This window comes from Shewanella kaireitica (assembly GCF_023284045.1).
Taxonomy (GTDB): Bacteria; Pseudomonadota; Gammaproteobacteria; order Enterobacterales; family Shewanellaceae; genus Shewanella; species Shewanella kaireitica.
Map to the genome: position 1 here is coordinate 1 of NZ_JAKIKQ010000025.1, position 24,684 is coordinate 24,684.

Consider the following 24,684-nt stretch of genomic DNA (forward strand, 5'->3'; position numbering starts at 1 on the left):
ATGGAGCAGTATGGTAGCTCGTCGGGCTCATAACCCGAAGGTCGTTGGTTCAAATCCAGCTCCCGCAACCAATTCTTTATTAGTAGAATCAAAATAACTATAGCGTTTACACGGACGCGGGATGGAGCAGCATAAAAGCTACTCGGACTCAACTTTTTACTAGAGATTGGCGAAGGTCGTTGCCCTGCCCTAGTAAAGAGTAATCCAGCTCCCGCAACCAATTCTTTATTAGTAGAATCAAAACAACTATAGCATTTACATGGACGCGGGATGGAGCAGTATGGTAGCTCGTCGGGCTCATAACCCGAAGGTCGTTGGTTCAAATCCAGCTCCCGCAACCAATTCTTCAATAATAGAATTAAAACAATTATTAACTTAGATATATTACGGACGCGGGATGGAGCAGTTTGGTAGCTCGTCGGGCTCATAACCCGAAGGTCGTTGGTTCAAATCCAGCTCCCGCAACCAATATATAATTAAGTAGTAGGCCAGCGGAAGCTGGTTTTTTTGTGTCTAAATTTCAACTTCGACCTACTACTTTTTATATTTATTTACCGCTACATAGCTATCTCGACAGTCATAAAGTTTAATTTCTCAATCAGGAGAATGCTCCATTTTCTACACTGCATTGATAAATACTAGGCTCTAAACCAAATTCACTCTGGTATTGTTCCCCTACTGATCTTACTGTAGATGAAACCAGCTCTGTTGGAGTTATTGCCACTACGCAACCGCCAAATCCACCACCAGTCATTCTAACACCGCCCTTATTGCCTAATACCTTGCTAATAATCTCTACTAAAAAATTCAACTCCGGTGTAGAAACCTCAAAATCATCTCTCAGTGAATGATGAGACTCTTGCATTAACCTGCTCATGGTTTTCATATCTTTGTTAACCAATGCAGTTTGTGCATTTACAGTACGCGTGTTTTCAGAAATCACATGCCGAGCACGGCGAAAGAGAACGGAAGGTAATACGTTATGCTCGCTTACTAGTTGTTCAATGGTAACATCTCTCAGCGCTTTAACATTAAAATGAGAAGCTACTGCTTCACACTGCTCTCTCCTTAAGTTGTATTCACTGTCTACCAAAGTACGCTTCACATTGGTGTTAACAATAACTAATGAGAGTCCATCAGGGATAGGTGCATGCTTGTAGGCTAGGCTGTCGCAATCGAGCAGCATTGCATGACGTTGTATTCCGCAGGCAGAAACGAGTTGATCCATAATCCCGCAATTACACCCTACAAAATCACGCTCTGCGCTTTGGGCAATGAGAGCTGCTTGAACCCCATTTATGGGTAGCTGGTTTACCTCTGCAAGCGCCTTAACGATAGCGACTTCAAAACTTGCTGATGAGCTCAAACCAGCACCTTGTGGCACATTCCCTTTCACCATTAAATCTACGCCATGCAGATCTGGGTACACGTTAAGCAGTGAAAGAACCGTACCTCTAACGTAGTTACTCCACATGCTCGTGTCACTGAACTGGATGTTACTTAGCTCAAAGCACTCCATTTCGTTATTGCAATCCACTGCAACTACCCTCACTAAATCATCGTTTCGAATACGAGCTGCTATATCAGTCCCAAAATTAATAGCAGCCGGTAATACAAAGCCATCATTATAATCGGTGTGATCGCCGATAAGATTCACTCTTCCAGGAGCATGCACTACCACGTCAGCAGTAAACGAAAAATATTCGGTAAACATTGAGGATATATCCAAATTAACAGGCATGAATAAACTCCGGCTTAATATTTGCTAAATTCGTTTTGTCCGACTCAACGTCAATTTTTTTTGCCAATCGATCCAATTTCATATTGGATTGTGCTTCCACCTTATGAGCATCATAGATAAGAAGTAAGCGCATAATAGTTCCTATAGTTATTTTTATTGGGCGCTTATCTTAACGGTGTGATTGCAACTCTCCATTCCCAAAAACCTACTTAAAGTTATCGTTTAAACACTCAGACTATCTTTATACAATATACACATATTGAGTGTTTCATATAAAGAAAAGTAAGGCCCCTGTAAATCTTAAATTTAGTGGTCAAAGCTGTATTAAATGGATTCATGAATTCAAGAAATGATGTATTTTTATAGCAATATTCGAGGTAATTATCGGATTTTAGCAATGTTCGCTGTACAGTGAGATGCGCATTAAATGCTTAACAGCCGTAATGGATCTGTATTGAAACAAAAACTGGGGAATTGCAATGACTAGCAGTATAGTAATGCGCGGTAACTAGCTTACCGCGCTACAATGTAGGCTAAATGGTATTTAATGCACTGGTTAGATCATCAATGAGATCATCAACTTGCTCAAGACCTATTGAAATTCTCATATCTCCTAGTGAAATACCCATTTTTGCAAACTGCTCACCGCTTTGCTCTTGCATACAGCTTATCGCTGGCGCATAAATCAAGCTCTCATGCCCTCCCCAGCTCACGCCAATATTAAATAGCGTCAAATGATTAAAGAATCGTTTAACCAATTCTAACTTATTAGTTTTTAACTTAAAGCTCATTAAACCGCTAAAGCCTGTCATTTGCTGCTCAGCAAGTTTGGATTGAGTAAAACTTGCCAAACCTGGATAATTTACCGTTTCTATTTTAGGGTGTTGTTCTAGGAAATTGGCGACTTTCATTGCGCTCTGTTGATGGCGTTCCATTCGCATATCTAAAGTTCTCAAGCTGCGCAGTAACAACGATGCTTCCATGGGTGCCATTTTTGCACCTAACAGTTCATACTCTCGGCAGTGTATTGAATCTAGCAATGCATCACTACCAATTAAAACGCCCGCAACGATGTCACTATGACCACCTAAATACTTGGAGCAGGAATGGACTTCCAAATCTATGCCCATGTTTAAAGGCTTTTGATAAATAGGTGTTGCCCAAGTGTTATCTATCATAGTGGCAATACCACGCTTCTTTGCTAATTCAGCGATTGCCTTAAGATCTTGCAAAGAAAACACCACAGAAGTTGGGCTTTCAAGATAAATGAGCCGAGTATTGGATTGGATCTGCAACTCAAGTTCTTCAAGGCAATCACCGTTAATATAGCTTACCTCAACGCCCATTTTGGGTCTGATAAAATCATTGATTAAACTGATTGCGGGGCCATAGATATTCTTAAGTGTAATGATATGATCGCCAGCGTTCAAAAAATGCAACATCCCAGCAGATACAGCCGCCATCCCTGATGCAAACAGCTTAGCCTTCTCTCCTTCGGCTAACAGAGCAATTTTGCGCTCTGTTAGCGCGACAGTTGGATTATTACCACGGGTGTAGATACTGTTGTTAACCTTATCAGTAAAAGCGTCTTGAATCGCTTCCCAGCTTTTAAAAGTGAACAACGAGTTCTGATAGATAGGCGGTACGACCGCGCCATAAGGATCAGGCTTAGTTGGTTTGTCACCAACCATTAACGTGTCAATGTGCAATTCTTTTTTCATACTAAGCGTGTTCTTCCTTTAACTGTGCGTACTTATTTGAATTTGAACTAGATTGGCTAAACCCTTTATTAAAAAACACCAGCATAAACGCTAATGGAATATTAATTAGAGACAGTAATTGCCAATGCCAATAGTCAGTAATGCTGACATCTAAGGTGGCGTAAATAAATACGGCAGTGGTGCTCCATGGCACTAAGCTTTCTATCATCGTTCCGCTATCCTCTAATGATCGAGACAGCACCTTTCGATCAACCCGTAGCGCATCATATTTATTCTTGAATGACTCAGCGACGATAAAACTGTTGGCATACTGACTTGATGTCATTGCATTGGTAAATGCAGAAGCAAAGAGTGTGCTGCTAATCAGCAGCCTAGCTGAGTTTATCCTTGTTAATAGAGAGCCCATTAACGTAGGGAAAGCTGATATACAATCTAATGCACCAACGTAAACAAAAACTAAAATGGTGATCATAATTGCACTGCTTAACGCATAAAGCCCCCCGCGATTAAACAACTGACCAATATTTTGAGGGAGCAGTTCTCCACTCGCTAACATTGATACATTAAATCCCTGGTATAGAGTTTGAGCAATGTCTGTAATACTTAAGTTTTGAACGATAAAAGCCAATAGGCTAGCTGAAAATGAAGATAAGATAAGTATTGGTAGAGGAGGCATTCTCATTAAGGAACCGAATAAAATAATCATTACTGGTGCCAATAACAACAAGTTAAACGAAAACAACTGTTCAATGTGAACTAATGTATTTGAAAGTGACTGTGTTTCTATCAACTGAGTCGAAATTGCATAGTTAACAGGATAGCTTAAATCACACAGTCCAAAGCCAATAGCAGCGATAACTGCAGAAGGTAGCGTCGTTACCAACATTGACTGTATGTGCTCGTAGAGTTCTACCCCTGCCGACATTGCTGCAATATTGGTTGTGTCTGACAAAGGTGACAATTTGTCGCCAAAATAAGCACCACCGATAATTGCCCCAGCAGCGATTGCTACATCGGCCTGATAAACAGTTGCAACTGCAATCAGCACCAACCCTATCGTTGCGATAGATCCCCAAGAGGTTCCCGTGCAGATAGAGAAGAGTATTGGGATCACAAAACAAAGTAGATAGAAATGCTCTACTGACAATGCTTGCAGCGCGTAATAAACTAGCATCGGGATTGTTCCCGCCATGATCCAGCTACCGATGAGCAATCCAATAGCAAACAATAACAAAATGGTTGGCAGAGCCTGTCCAAGCTTATTGACAATCGCTTGTTGAATAGAACTCCAGTTAATGCCGATACATAATAATTGAAAAACCAGCAGGCTCGCAGCTAACAGGAACACTATCTCTAGCGGCAAAGACGGCTGTCCCAGAATAAGAGGACGAACAATCAACCCATAAAAAACTGAGATTACGAGAAACGAAATAGAAAGTAACGCAGTTAATACCCTCTTCTTTTTAGACTTTGTCTCAGTATTCATGGTTGGTCCTTATTGCTATTACTGCAATTTAATTTTATTTCAGCGTCTATAATGTCGTTAAAAAACAGATATCAAAGCGCTCATTTATTTGGAATATATTACTTCTTTATAGGGACCAAATGGCCAACCCAACCACCACTCGGTGCCAATACCAAGTTGAGTTTTGTCGACTTGCTAACCACCATTGATGCAACTTGATAATCACTCGCATATTTATCAGCATTTAGTCCATCAGCAATACTTTTTAGTTGATACATTCCAGGCTCAAGAAAAGGTAAATCAATATTAAATTTTCTTGCTTCTCCATTTCCCATTGCAGCAATAAACCACTCTTTTCCGCTACGACGTGCAGTAATTATGTGGTCACTAAGTTTGGCTGAGATGACTATAGTTTCGTCCCATACCGTGGGGATTTGGCTTATAAATACTGTCGATTCATGTTCGTTTAAATAGTTTGATGGACTGTCAGCCAGCATCTGCAATGGACTTTCATAAACGACATACATAGCGATTTGGTGGGCGCGAGTGGTTTTACTCATTGGACGGTTAAATACAATGCGAAAGTTGTCTGGTTGACTATTTACCATCGCACCAGGGGTATAATCCATTGGACCTGCCACCTGCCTGATAAAGGGTAGCGTAAGATTATGTTCAGCAGTGATGTAGTCAGCCCACTTATTGTGCTCTAAGCCTCTAACCCCTTCTCGGGTAATAACATTAGGATAAGCCCGTCTAAGCCCTGCTGGTTTATATGAGCCATGAAAGTCGACAAGTAACTGTCTGTTTGCCGACTCTTCAGCAATCTTCCAATAATAGTTGACCATGGCTTGGTCATCGCGTTGCATAAAATCAACTTTAATGCCCGCAGCCCCCCATTGCTCGAAAGTATCAAGTGCTAGCGTTAACTCATTATCAAGGGTTTTCCAAATAACCCACAATATAACATCTACGTTTTTTGACTTACCATAATCGATTATCGCTTCTACATCGATATCATCAACGACATTAAGCACACTATCTAGATGGTGCCACCCCTCGTCGAGCACAATGTATTCAATACCATATTTCGCTGCAAAATCGATATAGTATTTGTAGGTTTCAGTATTGATCCCCGCTTTGAAGTCGACACCGTGTATATTGTTGGCGTTCCACCAATCCCAAGCCACTTGGCCAGGTTTGATCCAAGAAGGATCAATAGCCAAATCATCAGCAAGTAAGTAGCTCAGCTCGTTAGTTAATAACTCTGCGTCATTCTGAGCAATGGCAAACATTCGCCACGGGTAATGACGACCTACTCCCTGGGTTAGCTTTACGTTTTTTGCATTGAACGCTGCTCGCTGCAAAATATTTTCATTGCGATCTGACTTTTCTTTAAGCTCTGCCTTAACGACGTATTTAGGAAAAATCCCCTTTAATATATTGCTGCTATCACCTCTTAGCCACATCCCAGGATAATCTTTCAATCCAGTTTCACTTATCACTAGTTTAAAATCACCACCATCTACAAGTAGAGGTAAACTGGCAAACTGAGACGGCTCAATTGCATTTAACTGCATTGGCAAGTAAAGACGTTCGTTATGAGAAACAAAGCTTTTCTCTTCAGGAAAAAGCACATCCAGGTTTTGGCCGAAATTAAACTCTGCTGTTTCAGAGATAACCGTAACATCTCCCCCACTGGTGGTACTGAATCGGTATCCTAGCCCTTGATCAAACAATCTAAAAGTTAGCTGCCAGTTTTGATTAAAAGCCAAAGTAATTTGGTTGTAATGTTCTTTAATATGCTGCGACTTCTGCTGCACATGGGGCATTAATGTTCTGTCCACTGTCGTTCCTGAGACGTTATAAACATTAATACCATTGACTTTGCTGTCGCCACCGGAAAACTCTAGCGCGGCGATAGCGTCCTTTAATACAGGCTTGCCCGCTATACTGACGGAATAAACAAACGTTTTACCACTAGATATTTCAAGGGTTATTTGTCCATTTGGAGAGGCTAGTTTATGTACATCTTCCAACGCAGAAACAGAGGAGCAACATACGCTAGCAACAACGCAGCAGAGGGTTGCGATAGTCTTTTTCATTCAAAACCTTTATTGATACAGGGGAAATATTGAAATGAGTGAGCCAGAAGGCTCACTCATTGAATGCTGATAAAAAGCTAGAAACCTGCAGAGTTATAAGTTAACACTGATGGCAGCCTTCCCCTGCCAAGGGAGACGCATTACTGGTTTATTTTCCGGTTTGATAGCCACCTCAAATGCATCTCCTTTGCGGCTAACACACACGTCAAAGTTATCTTTAAATGCTCGAATATTATTCAAACACATTTCGTTCCAAGTGCTTGGTAGGAATGGGGCAACAGAGAATTGTTTAAATCCTGTCGCTTCAATACCGAAGATCCCTTCCGTTACCACTCTGCCATAAAGCGCACTTTCTGCCGATAAATGACGCTGATTACCTTCAGGCCAAGCTTCTACGGCATAAGGAACATGCTCACCTAATAATCGTTTACGAGAGTAATACTTGAAGTAGCGCATTGCTGTATCCGTTTCACCGGCAGCAAAAATCCCTCTAAATGCATACAGCGTAGCGCGATCCCAAAACGTATCATTGCCGGCTTCGCTATAAATACCATCAGCACTCCAAAGTTTATCCGATAACAAAGCATCTAATGTTCCCTGCTTACGGTCGAAAATACCCATCGTAAGAGGCAATGCAATCCAAGCCCGTAGCTTTTCATTTCCTTCAAAGTAACGATAGGTCTCAAAGCCTTGTACGTTAGCACCAAAGTAATTCTCAATAGATGAACGCAGCTTTATTGCTCGCTGTGCATAGCTCTTGGCAATATCCTTACGCCCTAATTCATTATTTAAGTGAACTGACGAAACGAGTGCGCCATAAGTCAGCATATTAGTGCTCAAGTTATACTGGCCTGACGGGAATCGGCCTTCGAGTTCATCACTTTCCGAGGCGATAACTCCCTCTTTAGACATTTGTCTATAACTAAACTCTATACACCAGTCTATTAAAGGTATTAGTGACTTAGCATCCTTTTCATCACCATTAGCAAGCGCAAAACGACTTGCACCATAAGCGATCATTGCACAATCACCACGATCCCCAGCACCGTTCCAAATATCAATCCCTTCCGCAATAATCGAAGATGGGATTGCTGTATATTCAGGATTCATAAACCGAGCAAAGTGTTCATAGCTATTGATAGCTGACTCATTGCCGTTTGCATTGCCTAGATAAGGAAAATAAGGGTTAATATATTCGGCCTGATCGTTTGCCCAAATAGCAGCGTAATAACGTCCTCCACCAGGGCCATGCATTAATCCTCCCTTAGTTCGATAAATGCTTTCGGCCGCACGTATTTTTGAGAAGTTAAACATCTGATTAACGATAGGATCTGGCGTCACAAGTTGCAGGTCACTGGTCAGACTTTCGATGTATCGCTGGCGCTTTTTAATCTCCTTATCAACAACAACATCATATTCCTGCCCCTGCTTCGTCGCCATATACTTAGCATTTACGATAACAGATTGGTTGGGCTTGAGCGTAAAACTCCCAGACTCTTCACTTAGCGCTTGTATATGATAAACACCATAAACGCCGTTGCTTTTTTTAGTTTTCAATGAATAGTCAAGTTTTGAAAGCTCCAAATCGATGCTTTTTGTACCGTTATTGGTAAATTTAAGCCTCTCGACTAAGACTGGCAAGTTAGTACTAGGAGAAAGTGTTCTTTCTAAAACAATACTTTGGCCTAAAGTGGAAGTTAAGGTGAGTACGCCATCAAACTCAACATTTACTAGATTTTCCGCAACTGAAACATCTCCGTTGATTGTCCATTTAGGTGATATTTCTATTGGAAAATCATGAATTAAACTTGCGTGAGTATCGTTCGGTATAGTCCGTAACATCGGCCAAACAAGCTTACGTTTTAAGCTAAGTTTACCCGCAGTATCACTACCGTAATAGATAATGGCAGACATCTTCTCGCCACTAAACTCAAGATGATCTTCATGGCTATCTTTAACTTGCCAACTGATTTTATCTTGCCCTAACTGCCAGCGGTTATCTAAGGTGTTGGCTAAATCACCGATAACATCACTCTCTTTAGCGCCAACCAGATTATGGCAACAGCCTGCAACAACTAACGAGCAGATTAACTTTTTTAACACGAGATACTCCTAACTGCTGCTTTGCAGCACTTTTATCGTTCTTATTCACCTTATTGCAGCAAATTATTGGTATTTTAACTCGTCATATTCTGACGAAAACTTCTCGAAAAATAACATTCTGAGTGAGTTTCACTTTGTACTTATCAGTTGCAATCGATTACAGTTCAGTTGAGATGAATTTTACTGACAGGAAATTCAGCTTAAATTATGTTCAAGTTCTTTTTGTGGATTCACTATCGAATTTCTAAACTGCAGTGGTGTCATTTTGAACTCTCTTTGAAAGATGTCATAAAAGCGACTGATAGAACCAAACCCAGCTTCTAGCGCTATATTTAAAACAGGGTTGTTGGTATCCACTAACAGCGCCTGAGCATGCTGTAACCGTAATTGATTGATGTACTGCTTAATTGAAATCTTCATAATCCCTTGAAATAATTTCATTACATAATTCGGGTGTAACCCTGTTAGCTTGGCAACATCGTCAATGGTAATTTTTTGGTCATAGTTATCAGCGATATATTTTAAGATAGTCTGAATATGCGGCAATCCACTGACTAAGGACTTGCGATCTTGCTTATTTGAGTTTCTGTTGAGATCAAAAGTGCTATAAGGCTCCATAGACATCCGACGTATACGATTACGAATTTCATCTATTACCTGCATTGTTAGATAGATCTCTTTCTTCTGCAGGTCGTCCTGCCAAAGCTGAGTTATAACTTTATCGCTCGCGTGAAGGTTATCTGCTACCAGTACTTCTCCATGTAAAATGTTACTAATGAAATCATTCGACATTTTCCAGGATAAAAAAGCGTTGAGTGGAATATATATATTCACCATCTCACCTTCGCCCTCATAAGCAACCATTTGATGAGGTATTGAAGCCCAAAAAAGGATCATTTTACCTTCAGGTACACTGATATGTTTTCCATTGATCAAATAGTCTGCGCTGCAATTAAATAAGTAGTTAATTTCAATATGTCCATGCCAATGGCTAGTTGGCATTATCTCCGGTTTATGACGCTGAAAACCAAAGTTACTTTCATGAGCCTGTGTTTCTAATGGACTGTTTTCTTTAAATTTAATTCTGTTTACCCAATCAAGCATTTTTATTCTCATTGTCGTGTTGATCGCAATAACAACTTAACTGAAAACCAACATCTCAACAACACAACAACACAAAACAGGAATAAATAGTGTTTAAGCAGGAGTATTAGAGTTATTACTCTTGATAATTGCTTTTCTATAATGAAATCAGCGCTGCCGAACTACAAATTCCACTTAAAGGTTAGCTTTCGGGAGGTTTTACCAACCTTACAGGAGGTGTTTTTTATCTAGTTTTGGTTATATCTATTTAACTAAGGCTAAACAGGCATTTAGCAAAAGACGGATTTATTGTTTTATATAAATGGAAAGTAGGTAAATAAAATGACTCAGTTCATTCGAGGCTTAAGTGCCTTACTCATGATTGGCGCAATGTGTTCATGCTCAAAACAATCTTCGCCAGAAACCACCAGCACTAAAAAACAAACTGATGATAATGCACCAATGCTGGCTTCTAATCTCAAGAAACCCAATATTTTGTGGATCTATGTTGAGGATATTTCACCTCACTTGGGTAGTGATGGTGAGCCACTTGTCCATACACCCACACTTGATGAAATTGCATCACAGGGCACCAAATTTACCAACACCATCATGCCAGCTCCAGTCTGTTCGGCGGGTCGTTCAGCAATGATGACTGGCATGATGCAAACTACGACCGGCGTGCATAATCACCATAGTGCACGAACGCCGGAATCAGCCTTTTATCTTCCTAAAGATATAAAAACACTACCAGAATTGTTTAAAGACGCTGGTTACTACACGTTTAATAGCGGTAAAGATGATTACAACTTTAGTTATAACAGAGAAGATCTTTATGAAGGAGATTATGCAAAGCACCCCCTTTATGGACAATCAGGGCTAAAAACAGATTGGAGTGACCGTCCCGATAAAGACCAACCATTTTTTGGTCAAATTCAGCTAAAGGGAGGGAAGCAGATCTTTAGCCGTACTTTTAAAGATAAAATTAAATACCCTATTGATCGAAGCAAAATTAAGTTACCGCCCTACTACCCAAATGATCCAGTTGTAATTAATGAATGGGCACGATATTTAGAATCAATGGAAATTACAGACCGAGAAGTCGCAAGTATCTTTAAGAAACTGGAAGCCGATGGTGAACTAGAAAATACTTTAGTTTTGTTCTTTGCCGATCACGGTACTCGTTTTTTACGCCATAAACAGTTTTTGTATGAAGGTGGCATTAAAGTCCCCTTTATTGCTTATTGGAAAGGACAACCAAAGATAGTGAAAACGACCCAAAGGGATGAACTGATCAGTGGGCTAGATATCAGTGCCACTTCACTGGCTATTGCAGGTATTCAAATACCTGATTACTTTGAGGGTAAAAATCTTTTTGATCCACAATACAAAGCTAAAGAGTTTGTGATTTCAGCACGAGACCGCTGTGACTTTACCATAGACAGGATCCGCTCTGTTCGAACTGAACGTTTCAAATATATTAAAAACTTTTATCCTGAACGCTCAGGTATGCAACCGAGTTATCGTGATGAATGGCAACTGACTAAAGTAAGTCGTGAACTCTACGAGCAAGGAAAACTCAATTCGGTACAAGCAAAACATTTTAGGCCAACTCGTGAACCGGAAGAGTTATATGATCTTGTTAACGACCCCCATGAAATCAACAACCTTGTTGCAAATAAAGAGTATGCAAAAGAGCTTATAAAGCATCGCAACATACTTAACCTATGGATTAAAAATAGTAACGACTTGGGTCAGTACCCTGAACGAGAAGAGTCTTTGAAATTGATGCTAGGGATTTGGGGCGATACCGCGATTAACCCAGAGTTCGATGAGCTTCGAAAGCAATACCCTAACCTATCGGGTTCACAATACTCACTTAAGAATGCACGTTTTGAAAAAGTAGAAAAACTATAACTCATAGCAGTTGGTTTACGGTTAACGCCATAAACCAACTGCAACTCAACATTCTAGGCAAACAGGAGAGTAACTCGCTTAATACACCACAGTTAAAGCTTTCTCAACTATTTGGTTACTTACCCCAAGGGTTAGTTGGATCTTGTGAAGGAGCAGAGCGTTTACCCGCAGAACGTTTGTTTTGTGCATAGGAATCTTGTGCTTTCGGCTTATCTTTGCCGTAACGCGGTCGCTGGCCGCTATTTTTCATCGCTTTATAATTCTCTTGCGCTTTTTCACGCATTTCGGCGACTAGTTCTACCGTCAACTTTTGTGGCTGGCGAGGTACTATTCCATTCGCGTACCCGCGCTCTCTTGGTTTGAGCTCCATTTGCTGCTCACTACCTTTAGGCATACGCTTAAAGCGATAAAGATAAAAGCCTTCAACCCGCTCTCTGGCCCACTCAGTCTTCTTTAGAAACTTAACACAAGCATCCATGTTTGGATTCAAGTTAAAGCACTCTAACCTAAGCGCTGCGTATAGCACTTTAAAGTCATAAAACTTGATGAGTTCTGTAAGCATGGTTTCCAAGTTAAGACCGTGCAAAGGGTTGTTCTTTTGATGTTCAAGCATGGGGCGTTCAGTCATGGTGTGTCCAAAAATCACTGATAGTTTACCGAGCGTTAGATAACTAACGAGACCATTTTAGCAACGGTCAAAATATTCTGCTAATAATAACAAGAAAATGTCGTTATCACCCGCTTCAAATACGATTGTCTAGCAATATAGTTAACAAATGCCCTCAAAACACTCTTATTTAGTGGATTTAGGCGTTGGTTGCTCGACATATAACCGCCTATGTCTGTATAATCCGCGGCTGTTTTACCTTGGCAAATGCTTGTCTTTAGTAAGGCTTGCGATTATCTGCTTAGCTTTGAATACTTAACCTTTCAGGATATTCCATTGATCTCTACCGCAAACATCACCATGCAGTTTGGCCCTGAGCCACTGTTTGAAAACATCTCCGCAAAATTTGGCAACGGCAACCGCTATGGTTTAATCGGTGCAAATGGCTGTGGTAAGTCAACTTTCATGAAGATCTTAAGTGGTGAACTTGCGCCAACTTCTGGCAACGTGTCAATCACACCGGGTCAAAAAGTCGGTACATTAAGCCAAGATCAATTCGCGTTTGAGCAATACAGCGTAATTGATGCGGTTATTCAAGGTGACCCGAAGCTATGGGAAGTTAAAGAGGAGCGTGAGCGCATCTATTCTCTGCCTGAAATGAGTGAAGAGGATGGCATGAAGGTCGGTGAACTTGAAAGTGAGTTTGCTGAAATGGATGGCTACAGTGCAGAAAGCCGTGCAGGTGAAATCCTTATTGAAGCAGGAATAGAAGAAGAGTATCACTTCGGCTTAATGAGCCAAGTTGCACCGGGTAAAAAACTACGTGTGTTACTGGCACAAGCATTATTTTCAAACCCAGATATTTTGTTACTCGATGAACCTACCAACAACTTGGATATCCATACCATTAGTTGGCTGGCAGAAGAGCTAAACAAACGCAAGTGCACTATGATCATCATCTCCCACGACAGACACTTCTTAAACACTGTCTGCACGCATATGGCTGATATTGATTACGGTGAACTGCGTATTTACCCTGGCAACTACGAGTATTTTCTTGAAGCTGCAGGGCTTATTCAAGAGCAACTTCTAGCAGGTAATGCCAAGAAAAGTGCAGAAATGGCCGAGCTTCAAGACTTCGTTAACCGCTTTGGCGCTAATGCTTCAAAAGCCAAGCAAGCAAGTTCTCGAGCTAAGAAACTTGAAAAAATATCTCTCGATGAAGTTAAATCTTCTAGTCGCATGACACCGTCTCTACGTTTCGATGAAAGCAAGAAAATGCACCGTCAAGCACTTGTAATAGAAGAGCTCGGTCACGGCTTTGATGGAGAGTTGCTATTTAAAGGTGGCGAGCTGATCCTAGAAGCTGGTGCAAAGCTCGCCGTAATTGGCGAAAACGGTGTAGGTAAAACTACCCTGCTACGCTGCTTAGTCAATGAGCTTGCGAATAAGCAAGGCGTGATTAAATGGTCTGAAAATGCAGCCATCGGTTATTGCCCGCAAGACAGCAACAAAGATTTTGATAATGACTTAACGTTATTTGATTGGATGTCTCAATGGCGTACACCGCGCCACAATGACTTAATGGTTCGCGGTATGTTAGGTCGTCTGCTGTTTACTGAAGACGACGCCAACAAGAAAGCACGCAACTGCTCTGGTGGTGAGAAGAACCGCCTATTGTTTGGTAAGTTAATGATGATGGATATCAACGTATTGGTTATGGACGAGCCGACTAACCATATGGATATGGAAGCCATTGAAGCGTTAAACAATGCGCTTAAATTGTTTGAAGGTACTTTGATATTTGTTAGCCACGACAGAGAGTTTGTTTCGTCGCTAGCGACTCATATTATTGATGTTCGAGATAAGAAGTTAATCAACTTCCACGGTACCTTTAATGAGTACATGTCAAGCCAAGCGGAAGCCCTAGCAAAGAAGGCTTAATCATTAAACCCTCTGTACTGTGCAATAGCTAAAACTAAAAAGCCATTTGAATGTTCATATGGCTTTTTTGATACTTATGTCATTGTGTTAACCAGAACAAGCAATAGTGCTAGCGACAGCTTCTGGCAGCTGCATATTGATAAGGCTAGCCATCACAAACAGCACTAAAGTGGTAACGGCTAATGCAGCTAACGTTATCACGATAAAACGCAGTAATGTTCTCACCCTTTCCCCTTACTTGTATTGCTAAGCAACTGCTTGCGTGTGCAAGGATCAAGTTTCTCTATGGCGTAACGTAAAGTAGCACGCTGCATGCTATTAATATTGGTTTTAAGATACCTAATAACATCCTCTTCATGCTCTACTGCTGCGACTTTAAGTAGCCAACCGACACTCTTTTGAACAAAAGGATCTTCATCCTTAAGTAAGCGATCGCAGTTTTCAAATATAAGCGCTTTTGACAGCATAAAAGTGTTTTTACCTATCTTGCGCTTAATAAACTTAACCCAAACCACATTAGCAGCGCGTCGGCACCATGGGCTAGCAGATCTAGTCCAAGATTGAGTAGTTTCAATCAAATGTGGTCTAGAAAGCATAAATTGATAGACAGTTTTAATGCAGAGATCATCTACATGAGACCAGTTAGACACGTAATGTTCCAGCCAATACTGAAAACGCAATAACAGCTTTTCATCATAATGACGTTTAACAAACTTATTAATCAGTCCAAATGCGAGTAGCACCTCTTCGGTATACTTAGCATGCTCAAGAATGTGCTCTGTTAACGCTAAATACCCATTAGCATCTAACTGAGCCTGCTCAACTTGAAACTCTCTAACGACCTGTTTAATCATTGGCGCTTTAACACCAATGAAATTCACTTCATGGTTGAAAAACCTCGTCATCGCCGTTGTATTTTCGGCGGAGCTAACAGCGTTAAGCCTAACCAGTAAATCACAGTGATAAGCATGGTATTGATTATAGTTCGTCACGGGCATAGCACTCCTTGAGCTTAACGAGACATCAATATACTACTATCGCAACTAATAACAAAAAGCCCATCAAAAGATGGGCTCAATAGTAAACATTTTGACCGCGTAAACGATTGGCTTACATTTGATCCTTACGCGCTTTGTGAAGCTTTTTGTAACTTTCAATCAATCTTAAATGCGGTTCAATTCCTTCGAGCTTCATACTGGTTTCAGTCAATCCATAGAACTTAACCTCACCGGTAATCGAACCAACCACATTATCCATCACCTCTTTACCAAACATTCTATTAAAGTTGTGAATAAAGTGCTCAAGCTCTAGTTCTTCGTCCATTGCAACTTCAAGCACAGCGCTCACAGCTTGATAGAATAAACCGCGTTCAACCGTATTATCGTTGTATTGTAAGAACTCAGCCACCAATTCCATGGCATCTTCAAGCTCACCCAGAGCTAAGTAGATAAGGATTTTAAGTTCAACAATCGTTAACTGGCCCCAAGGCGTATTTTCATCAAATACAATGCCGATTAACGTCGGTATATCAGTTTGATTATCGAGTTGGCTCTCTTCAAGTCGCTCAACCAAATCAGCCAGTGCCTCTTCACCTAAGCGATGCAGATTAAGGATATCTTCACGGTAGTGCAGTGATTTGTTGGTATTATCCCAGATAAGATCTTCAACGGGATAAACTTCTGAGTAATCAGGTACTAAGATACGGCAAACTGATGCGCCGAGTTGATCAAACTCTGCAATGTAAGCCTCTTTACCAATTTCAGCCAAGATACCAAACAGGCTCTCTGTTTCTTCTTCGTTAGTGCCAGAAAAATCCCATTCACAAAAGTCATAGTCAGATTTATTGCTAAAGAAACGCCATGAGATAACACCCGTGGAGTCGATAAAATGATCGACAAAATTTTCTGGTTCAGTCACCGCCATGCTATCAAACGTCGGTTTTGGCACATCATTCAAGCCTTCAAAACTACGACCTTGCAGCAGTTCGGTTAGGCTTCGCTCTAACGCGACTTCAAAACTAGGGTGAGCACCAAATGACGCAAAGACGCCGCCAGTACGGGGGTTCATCAAGGTCACGCACATCACAGGGAATTGGCCACCAAGCGACGCATCTTTAACAACGACAGGGAAACCTTGCGCCTCAAGTCCTTCTATGCCCGCTAAGATACTAGGAAACTTCTCTAGCACTGCCATAGGCACTTCTGGTAATACAATCTCTTGCTCAATGATCTGCCTTTTAACCGCACGCTCAAAAATCTCTGACAAGCACTGAACTTTAGCTTCAGCCAAGTTATTACCTGCGCTCATGCCGTTACTTAAGAAAAGGTTTTCAATTAGATTAGATGGAATGTACACCGTCTCGCCATCCGAATGGCGTACATAAGGAATTGAGCAGATCCCACGCTCAATCATACCCGAGTTCGTATCAATCAGGTTTGAGCCAGCCAGCTCACCATCTGGGTTATAAATCTCTAGACAGTGTTTATCTAAAATGCCAGCAGGTAGTGAATCATCCTCTTCCAGTTCAAACCATTTCTCATTCGGATAATGCACAAACTCGCTATTGGCGATCTCCTCACCAAAGAACTGATCATTATAAAAGAAATTACAGTTTAAACGTTCAATGAATTCACCAAGGGCCGAACATAATGCGCTTTCTTTAGTTGCACCTTTACCATTGGTAAAACACATAGGCGATGCCGCGTCTCGAATATGTAAAGACCACACGTTTGGAATTATGTTACGCCATGATGAGATCTCAATCTTCATCCCCAACTCAGCGAGCATCGCGGTCATGTTTGAGATAGTTTGCTCTAATGGCAAGTCTTTACCCAATATGTAGGTACTTGCATCTGCATCCGCTTGACCCATTAACATCGCATTGGCGTCGGTATCGAGATTTTCTACCGTTTCAATTTTAAACTCAGGGCCAGTCTGAACCACTTTTTTAACCGTACAACGATCAATCGAACGTAAGATACCGGTTCTATCTTTTTCAGAAATGTTTTCAGGGAGTTCGACTTGTATTTGAAAGATTTGGTTATAACGATCTTCAGGGTCAACTATATTGTTCTGCGACAAACGAATATTATCGGTCGGAATATCTCTAGCCTTGCAGTACACCTTAATGAAATAAGCAGCGCATAGTGCTGAAGACGCTAAGAAGTAATCGAATGGACTAGGTGCAGAACCATCACCTTTATAACGAATAGGCTGATCGGCGGTGACGGTAAAATCATCGAACTTGGCTTCAAGTCTAAGATTATCGAGAAAGTTTACTTTGATTTCCATTAAATAATGTCCAGAGTCGTGCGCAGTAAATAGGCTAGCGTGTCTTTATATAGGGAATTATCGGTGTTTTTAAGGCAATAGTCTTGGGTTAATTAGCAAAAAACACTAATTAGATCACTAACAGAACCTCATAGACTATTAATGAGCAGTTTCCATACCGCTACCACTGCTAGAATAGCCACCAGATTAAAAAAGTAAGTCATACAAAAGTAACAACCAGCGTTTTCTAGCTTATGGGCTTTACAGCAACCAACTCTTGTCTCCATTGATGCAATTCAAAAAAACAGACTACGGTAGCGACAAGCTGATCTTTATCACAAATCCTAGCGTTATCTAGCTGCTGCAAATATTCAGCAGCCTTCTCAGAGCTATCGAACTGCTCCAGCAAATTAGCCATATTGAGCCCAACAGTAACCAGCTTTTCATTAGCACGAAGTGCCAATATTCCTTTGGTCGTTTCAATATTACACAGTTGTTTTCTTTTTTGATCGATATTGAATCCTTGCAGCTGACTTATCTGCAAGCGACGCTGCATCTGTACCACAAAGTATTTTGAGGGTTTTACTATTTTGTAGTGCACTGCTTTAGCTGTATTCTTTTGAATCGACTCTATTGATAATCTCGCGATGTACTCCTGACTAGGTTCTGGGATCAACATAAAGCCTAACCACAACTGCAATGCCGTTATAAGATGTACTAAGGCATTATTAAAACTGGTGATAGGATCAAAAACAGCCAAATTATTAAGTCCCAACGCGGACAGGAAAAAAACGGTACCAAACAGGATAATGGGAGTTTTTGGGCCAGCCCTGGTAAGTAATACACCACTGACAAATCCCGCACCGAATAAAACTAACAATAGCCACTGCCATATCGGAATAGCTAAAAACAGACTATTAGCGAATAAAAAACCTAAGCTTGAACCAAGAATCGCGGCGATAAGGAAGTTTTTAAGTTGTTTAGTGAAACCTATTTGAGTAGAAAAAATTGAGATAAATATACAACCTAGCAACAAAGCTGCTGGCGCACTTTGGAAACCGGAAAAGTACCAATATAATAACGATAAAGAGAGAACCCAAAATACCCGAGAAGCTGCAATGATAACTATTTGCCAGTTAGTTGGAGTCAAACTCTTAAGTCTACGATTACTCGTCTTTGGGATCTTTCTCGACGACATGAGTTGTTTATAGGCAACGCGATAATCCTTTATCAAGCGCTCTACTTTTTCGTCCAGCAATAACTGTGACGTAGCCGATAATGGTACAGTATTAGCGGTGTCTGACAACTCAGTAGCTAACAACAATTTTGATAATGCAAGCTCCAAACTATTAGCATGAAAACCAATTTTTACTGATTCAATGGATGCGGGGACTAAAGTCTCTAACGCTTGTAAAATATCTAATTGGTAGCGGTTATCCTTGATTGTCTCCTTGGTTATTTTCATCAACTTTTCTAACTGTGCATACAACTTTTTTACTTCATAATTAGGTTTAGTTCCCAGAGTGGCGAAAAAGGAAAACAGGATCCCTAGACTGACTTCAGAGACTCGATTTGCAATCGTCTGCAACATATCTTGCGAGTCACTGACCAACAAGCCATTAATGGCAATTAGAATGAATGTCGAACAAGTGACGTTAAATATATAACGCTCATTATTTTTTCGTAGTAACGAAGGTAAGATAAGAGCCGCTGTGATAAAAGCAACGCCAAAAGAAAACAACCATGGATCATTGATAAGATAGTTATAAGCAAGAATACCTAGCGGTACAGCGAGTATAGTGCCTTTTAAACGAGAAAGTCCCCTATCAATCACGCCTCCAAAACTGCCTACTAAAGTAATTAATAGCGCTGTCGTTGTCGCCCAAGCAGGACTTTCTAAATCTAAATACATTGCCGTTAATGTACAGCCAGACAATGCCAAACCCATTCTAATGCCAGCCATGATTTCGACATTAGTAAAATCCGGAATTAACCAACGCCAACTTGAGGTCTTACTTGGTGACAGTGCCATTATTCAATAACTACTGAAGCGGTTGACCCGGAAAACAGGTGCAACTCCTGCACTCGTTGCTGATCATCAAAAACAATGGTAACAGGCACTCGTTGCGCTAATCTTATCCAAGGGAATGTTTGCTGTACATCTGGTAACTGTTGGCTCCCTTTTGTCACATTGTTATTATTGATCCCGCGCGCAATACTGACCACAGTCCCCTTCAGAATAATGTCGTCTCGCCCCATCAAACGTATTCTGGCTTTTTGTCCAGACGCTAACTCTTTTATGCGCGTTTCTTCAAAATAGGCTTTTACAGTAAAGCTATTAAGATCAATAAGCGCCAATACCTGCTGTCCAGGTGTAACTACCTGACCACGGGTAAAGTCCAGTTCCGATATGTAACCAGCATGAGGTGCATAAATTTTTGTACGCTCAATGTTGAGTTTTGCTTGGGAAAGATCTGCTGTTAACACTTTAATCTGGGCTTGTTGCTCTTTTACCGAAGTATTCGCTTTCTCTCGATCGTCTTCAGATACCAAATTACCGGGGATCCCCAATAAACGCAGTTCTTCATCTTGCAAGAGCTTTAACTGATACTCCCCCTGCTCTAACGCGGCTGTCGCTTTAGCTAAGGCAATAACTTGGTCTTCACCCTTTAATTCAAACAGTAACTGGCCTTTATCCACTTTATCATCAGTTTTAACGTGTATCTGTTGCACCTGACCGGCAATTTGACTAGCAATATGAGAAATATCAGCATGAACACGCGCATCACGCGTCCAGGGGGAAACCATATAGAAAACCCATAGGTAATAACTAAACCCAATGGCTGCTAATACCAAAATAATAGTCATCACTAAGGCTCTATCTATTTTCATGCCGGCCACCCTAGTAATGTAATACGACCAAAATGAACTAAAGTAATTGTTAGAATCCAAGTCGATACGGCTACGTAACCACTTAATTCAATTGGAATGGCAATAATATGGAAGAAATTTGATTTTCTAGCTGACAACCAAAAAACTGAGCCCCAAAAAAATGTTACAAAAAATGGGGTAACGTAAAGGCTACCAAACAACGAAGTTTCGAACATAAAGACATTCCTTATCAGTAACTGCTCAGTGGTAATAGATTTAGAAGTTGATGAGTAGAACAGTTAGAGCTCTTGCTAAACAACTTCCTATTAAAGGTATAGACTTAATACCTTACAAATGCTCAACTTTTTCAGCTAACCACATCATTACTTAAGTAGAATTATCTTTAAAATTGACTCAGATAACATTATGGGTAGCTGAAATTTATGGTTAGCGATAGAGGGAGCTGAAAACACCTGTCTGTAAATGAGAAATGCACAAAATGTGCAACGAAGATGACTACCTAAGGTGACTCGGTGCGACCATAGTCAGTAAAACCGAAAACATACTGGCATCAGGCGTTATCGAGGGGCAGGTAAACAGAAATATTTCAATTAGATGCTGGCAACATGTTACCAAGACATCTGGCTAAACAATTCTGTTGAAATCTAATTAGAGGATTTGGATCACATAGTACTGAAAAAATGACCCTCTAAATGATAGCTTTACAGCAAGGGCTACTCTTATCCTTTATCGTACGATTAGCATTTACTATCTATTACTAGGTTATAGGGGCATACTGAACCAGCAGTAACTAGATAGGCTTTTATCCTAAGAGTCCTAAGTTACCAACGTCCAAATGTGTAATTATGTTTAGTAAGGGCGTATAAGTGAAAGGTAGATAGCATTATGAGTAAAGGACAAGACAGTAAAAAGAACGTCAAAAAACAGCCACTTTTAACTGCTAAAGAAAAGAAAGCAGCTAAGGCCGCGAAAAAGTCTGCAACTAAATCATCAGTAATCTAAGCGCTAACTGGCCATCGTTAGAAATCGATGGCCTTTACAAACAGCATGTTAATCCCAATATCTACTAAGCTTCTCTTTCTACCCGGCATTCATAAGATCCCATCTCAAACTCTCGGCAGATCCAAGGCCTATTTTCGTAAATGGAACACATCAAAGTTTCCCTATCGAGAGCGGCGCACCAACCATCATCTAAACGCAGCATTGTTTCTGCACCCCATTCATCGGTAGCGATATAGGTTTCTGGTACGCCAGTATCAGTGATTATCATCACTTCCAACCGACAGCAACATGCTTGGCAGTTAGAACAAGTGACTTCAGGTTCAGATACGTTCTTAATGTTAATGGTCATGCGGTTCACAATATTGAATAATCGTACATTTTACCTCATGTAAGCAAAATTAAACATGACCTTAAATTAATAACCATGAGCGCTATATACCGAACGCCACAAGGATAGCGCTTTATTATTGAACTACAGTCTGTCTTTGATTGAACAATCCAAAGTTCTCCATTTCCTCATAAATTGTTACCAAAACAAACGCTATAGCTCGAACAACACGTCAGTGCGGATAATATATTTAACACCTTTAGTGATTGGCACCGAGCTATGGATACAGTGCAGCGGGTGCATTCCGTGTGGAAAACACAAAACGCTACCGGCGGGGATTCTAATATCCACATTGTTGACTTTGTCACCCGGTTTTGCGGGCTTTGAAGCATTTTCAGCATTAACCAAGAACCGGGTCTCTCCGCCCTCAAAATCTTCACTCAATAGTATCAAGAACGTCATTTGGCTAAACCGATCTGGATAAGCATTAGCAATGAGTTGATTATCTATAACACGACTCCCGGGCCATGCGCCGTCGGAATGCGGCTTAAAGTAATCCTCTTGTCCATATCGATAGAATCGAAAGCGGGCGTTTATCCCTAACGCTTTACTGCCATTAAAAATATCTTGTCTATCATCCATTAAGTGCTCAATACGTTGCCAGATCAATCTATCCGTCTGTTCATCTACAATCCATGTAAGGCTATCGTTATGGCGAACACTTCTCGGTAACGAAACAGCTGCATCTGGTAAGAATTCAAGTTGTTCACTAATTTCGATAAGATTAGTGCACTCAGTTTTAGATAGCACATTGAGCAATTGAAATGCGCCAGGCACCTCTTGCAACTCCTTTCGCCCTACCTGCATCGAAGAATATTCAACACTTAAATTGGCTGGGTTTTTATTAGTGTTGCCCCATGCTGGTAATGCTGGATGCTCTGCACCTGGCTCTAATGCAGCAACAAAGAAGGATTCAGGTCTATTTTCTAGATTCATAACATTTCTACTTTATTTTGATTTCGTACAACAAATAAGAAGTGACTTCTATTTGCCATGAATTATATTGTTACAAATATACGCACATGCATGCCGCACTTAGCGCTTACTTGCTGAGTACTCTTACTTGCGCAAACTGTCGATGACCCGCAGCGCCTCCATGAAAGCCAAATCCACTTTGTTTGGCACCCACCCACGGGCCTGCGCCACCGCCGCCTTGGTTAACGCCGACCATTCCGGCCTCCATTTGCTCAGCAATACCTGCTGCACCAGCGCCACCGAATACCGATGCACTCAATCCATACGGGCTATCGTTGGCTCGCTCTATAGCTTGAGAAATATCATTAAAGCGGCTAACAGCGACTACAGGGCCAAAAGTTTCATCTTGTTCTAGCAACATATCAGCAGTGATGCTGGCTACGACGGTAGGCTGAATAAATGGCGGTTGATAATCAGCGTGGCCTAACAAAAATCGGGCACCTTTTAACTCAGCATCTTTAAGATGAGCGACAATCTTACTGTGCTGTTTAGCATTAACAATTGGACCAATATTGACACCTGGTTTATCCCAAGCACCTACTTGATATCGGCTTGCTAATGACACTACCTTTTGCTCAAACTCATCAGCAATGCGCTCATCGACGTAAATACGCTCAGTGGACGTGCACATCTGTCCGGCATTTTCAAACGAGCTCGCAACAGCAAATTGCACCGCTTTATCAATATCTGCACTAACCATCACTATCATGGGATCGTTACCCCCAAGCTCCATGACTAACCTTTTAAGAGATGATGCGGCACTAGACATAATGTGTTTACCGGCAGCTAATGAACCCGTAAAGGCCACCATATTGATATCACTGTTCACTAATGCTTTACCTGTATCAGCACCGCCATGGGCTATCTGTAATAAACCATCAGGCAGTACTTTATTTAGCGTTTTGACAAACAAATCTGCAACCAAGGGCGTTTCTTCTGACGGCTTTAAAATAACGCTATTACCAGCCATTAGTGCGGGCAGTAGTAAGTTATTTGCCATTGCCAATGGGTAGTTCCATGGGGAGATCACAGCAACAATACCTAAAGCACGATATTGAAGCTCACTGCCATGTCCAAGAGGTTCGCTTTGTAGTGATGCAGCGATCTCCTGGCAAAAGTATTGGGCATTCTGCACAGCGCCCCCCGCCTCGTAACTTGCGCGCCTAAAATCCTTACCCATCTCTTGACTTATTAATAACCCCAAGGACTCTTGCACAGTGCCTAGATGCTTATAAGCGGCCACTATCCGTTGTTGTCGCTCAATCAAAGATTGCGTAGCCCAATTTTTCTGCGCTGATTTAGCCTTTTTAACCAAAATTGCTATTTGTTGCTCACTGGTTGTAGATACTTTACCAATTGCTTTTTTATCTATGGGATCGTAGGAGATAAGTACTGACATAATTATTATCCTTGGACTTACGCGATGTTTATCAGCGCTATTTATGTTTGGTAGTTGCTGCATATTTTGCTAGAG

Annotated in this window: 17 protein-coding genes and 2 tRNA genes; 4 read left to right on the forward strand and 15 right to left on the reverse strand. The window is 41.0% G+C overall.

Annotation, left to right across the window (positions count from 1 at the left end; all coding sequences use genetic code 11):
- Positions 1-264 precede the first annotated feature (264 nt).
- A tRNA-Met gene (locus tag L2730_RS20525) sits at positions 265-341 on the forward strand.
- 50 nt (positions 342-391) lie between these two features.
- Positions 392-468: transfer RNA gene (locus tag L2730_RS20530), tRNA-Met, on the forward strand.
- A 130-nt stretch (positions 469-598) separates the two neighbouring features.
- Here the strand turns inward: L2730_RS20530 and galK are convergent.
- From galK to melR, 6 genes are all read right to left on the reverse strand, one after another.
- Complete coding sequence (galK, locus tag L2730_RS20535) at positions 599-1,741, reverse strand: galactokinase (RefSeq protein ID WP_248976286.1); 1,143 nt, start codon at positions 1,739-1,741, stop codon at positions 599-601.
- Between the two features lie 533 nt (positions 1,742-2,274).
- On the reverse strand, positions 2,275-3,462 hold the full coding sequence (locus tag L2730_RS20540) for a trans-sulfuration enzyme family protein (protein ID WP_248976287.1): 1,188 nt from the start codon (positions 3,460-3,462) through the stop codon (positions 2,275-2,277).
- Between the two features lies 1 nt (position 3,463).
- Entirely contained in the window at positions 3,464-4,948 is a 1,485-nt protein-coding gene (locus L2730_RS20545; protein ID WP_248976288.1) for a Na+/H+ antiporter NhaC family protein, read from the reverse strand.
- A gap of 98 nt (positions 4,949-5,046) precedes the next feature.
- Positions 5,047-7,029 (reverse strand): glycoside hydrolase family 97 protein, encoded by a 1,983-nt coding sequence (locus L2730_RS20550; RefSeq protein WP_248976289.1) that lies wholly within the window; start codon positions 7,027-7,029, stop codon positions 5,047-5,049.
- A gap of 93 nt (positions 7,030-7,122) precedes the next feature.
- Positions 7,123-9,132: a hypothetical protein gene (locus L2730_RS20555; protein WP_248976290.1), complete on the reverse strand. Its 2,010-nt coding sequence runs from the start codon at positions 9,130-9,132 to the stop codon at positions 7,123-7,125.
- Between the two features lie 195 nt (positions 9,133-9,327).
- A complete protein-coding gene (gene melR / locus L2730_RS20560; protein ID WP_248976291.1) occupies positions 9,328-10,236 on the reverse strand; it encodes a transcriptional regulator MelR in 909 nt (302 codons plus the stop codon).
- Positions 10,237-10,557: 321 nt separating this feature from the next.
- Between melR and L2730_RS20565 the strand changes: the two genes are divergently transcribed.
- Positions 10,558-12,132, forward strand: coding sequence for a sulfatase family protein (locus L2730_RS20565; protein WP_248976292.1), 1,575 nt, complete (start codon positions 10,558-10,560; stop codon positions 12,130-12,132).
- A 115-nt stretch (positions 12,133-12,247) separates the two neighbouring features.
- Here the strand turns inward: L2730_RS20565 and L2730_RS20570 are convergent, their stop codons facing one another.
- Positions 12,248-12,745, reverse strand: a complete 498-nt coding sequence (locus L2730_RS20570; RefSeq protein WP_248976323.1) for a VF530 family DNA-binding protein — start codon at positions 12,743-12,745, stop codon at positions 12,248-12,250.
- Between the two features lie 330 nt (positions 12,746-13,075).
- On the opposite strand from L2730_RS20570, the gene L2730_RS20575 reads away from it, so the two are divergent.
- Complete coding sequence (locus L2730_RS20575) at positions 13,076-14,683, forward strand: ABC-F family ATPase (RefSeq protein ID WP_248976293.1); 1,608 nt, start codon at positions 13,076-13,078, stop codon at positions 14,681-14,683.
- A gap of 87 nt (positions 14,684-14,770) precedes the next feature.
- On the opposite strand, the gene L2730_RS20580 is transcribed toward L2730_RS20575, so the two are convergent.
- From L2730_RS20580 to L2730_RS20615, 8 genes are all read right to left on the reverse strand, one after another.
- The gene (locus tag L2730_RS20580) at positions 14,771-14,908 is read right to left on the reverse strand and encodes a hypothetical protein (protein WP_248976294.1); all 138 of its coding nucleotides are present in this window, start codon (positions 14,906-14,908) and stop codon (positions 14,771-14,773) included.
- Positions 14,905-15,675, reverse strand: coding sequence for a DNA alkylation repair protein (locus L2730_RS20585; protein ID WP_248976295.1), 771 nt, complete (start codon positions 15,673-15,675; stop codon positions 14,905-14,907). Before L2730_RS20585 ends, L2730_RS20580 begins: the two co-directional genes overlap by 4 nt.
- A 118-nt stretch (positions 15,676-15,793) precedes the next feature.
- A complete protein-coding gene (locus L2730_RS20590; RefSeq protein WP_248976296.1) occupies positions 15,794-17,974 on the reverse strand; it encodes an OsmC domain/YcaO domain-containing protein in 2,181 nt (726 codons plus the stop codon).
- A gap of 226 nt (positions 17,975-18,200) precedes the next feature.
- Entirely contained in the window at positions 18,201-19,985 is a 1,785-nt protein-coding gene (locus L2730_RS20595; RefSeq protein ID WP_248976297.1) for an FUSC family protein, read from the reverse strand.
- The gene (locus L2730_RS20600; protein ID WP_248976298.1) at positions 19,985-20,845 is read right to left on the reverse strand and encodes an efflux RND transporter periplasmic adaptor subunit; all 861 of its coding nucleotides are present in this window, start codon (positions 20,843-20,845) and stop codon (positions 19,985-19,987) included. Before L2730_RS20600 ends, L2730_RS20595 begins: the two co-directional genes overlap by 1 nt.
- Before the next feature lie 1,066 nt (positions 20,846-21,911).
- Positions 21,912-22,196: a YkgJ family cysteine cluster protein gene (locus tag L2730_RS20605; protein ID WP_044555853.1), complete on the reverse strand. Its 285-nt coding sequence runs from the start codon at positions 22,194-22,196 to the stop codon at positions 21,912-21,914.
- A gap of 192 nt (positions 22,197-22,388) precedes the next feature.
- Complete coding sequence (locus L2730_RS20610; protein WP_248976299.1) at positions 22,389-23,171, reverse strand: 2OG-Fe(II) oxygenase family protein; 783 nt, start codon at positions 23,169-23,171, stop codon at positions 22,389-22,391.
- A gap of 106 nt (positions 23,172-23,277) precedes the next feature.
- A complete protein-coding gene (locus L2730_RS20615; protein WP_248976300.1) occupies positions 23,278-24,609 on the reverse strand; it encodes an aldehyde dehydrogenase family protein in 1,332 nt (443 codons plus the stop codon).
- Positions 24,610-24,684: the final 75 nt, after the last annotated feature.

Coding starts and splice junctions, on each gene's coding strand:
- galK (WP_248976286.1), bottom strand. CDS start 1,741: ATGCCTGTTAATTTGGATATATCCTCAATGTTTACCGAATATTTTTCG.
- L2730_RS20540 (WP_248976287.1), bottom strand. CDS start 3,462: ATGAAAAAAGAATTGCACATTGACACGTTAATGGTTGGTGACAAACCA.
- L2730_RS20545 (WP_248976288.1), bottom strand. CDS start 4,948: ATGAATACTGAGACAAAGTCTAAAAAGAAGAGGGTATTAACTGCGTTA.
- L2730_RS20550 (WP_248976289.1), bottom strand. CDS start 7,029: ATGAAAAAGACTATCGCAACCCTCTGCTGCGTTGTTGCTAGCGTATGT.
- melR (WP_248976291.1), bottom strand. CDS start 10,236: ATGCTTGATTGGGTAAACAGAATTAAATTTAAAGAAAACAGTCCATTA.
- L2730_RS20565 (WP_248976292.1), top strand. CDS start 10,558: ATGACTCAGTTCATTCGAGGCTTAAGTGCCTTACTCATGATTGGCGCA.
- L2730_RS20570 (WP_248976323.1), bottom strand. CDS start 12,745: ATGCTTGAACATCAAAAGAACAACCCTTTGCACGGTCTTAACTTGGAA.
- L2730_RS20590 (WP_248976296.1), bottom strand. CDS start 17,974: ATGGAAATCAAAGTAAACTTTCTCGATAATCTTAGACTTGAAGCCAAG.
- L2730_RS20595 (WP_248976297.1), bottom strand. CDS start 19,985: ATGGCACTGTCACCAAGTAAGACCTCAAGTTGGCGTTGGTTAATTCCG.
- L2730_RS20600 (WP_248976298.1), bottom strand. CDS start 20,845: ATGAAAATAGATAGAGCCTTAGTGATGACTATTATTTTGGTATTAGCA.
- L2730_RS20605 (WP_044555853.1), bottom strand. CDS start 22,196: ATGACCATTAACATTAAGAACGTATCTGAACCTGAAGTCACTTGTTCT.
- L2730_RS20610 (WP_248976299.1), bottom strand. CDS start 23,171: ATGAATCTAGAAAATAGACCTGAATCCTTCTTTGTTGCTGCATTAGAG.
- L2730_RS20615 (WP_248976300.1), bottom strand. CDS start 24,609: ATGTCAGTACTTATCTCCTACGATCCCATAGATAAAAAAGCAATTGGT.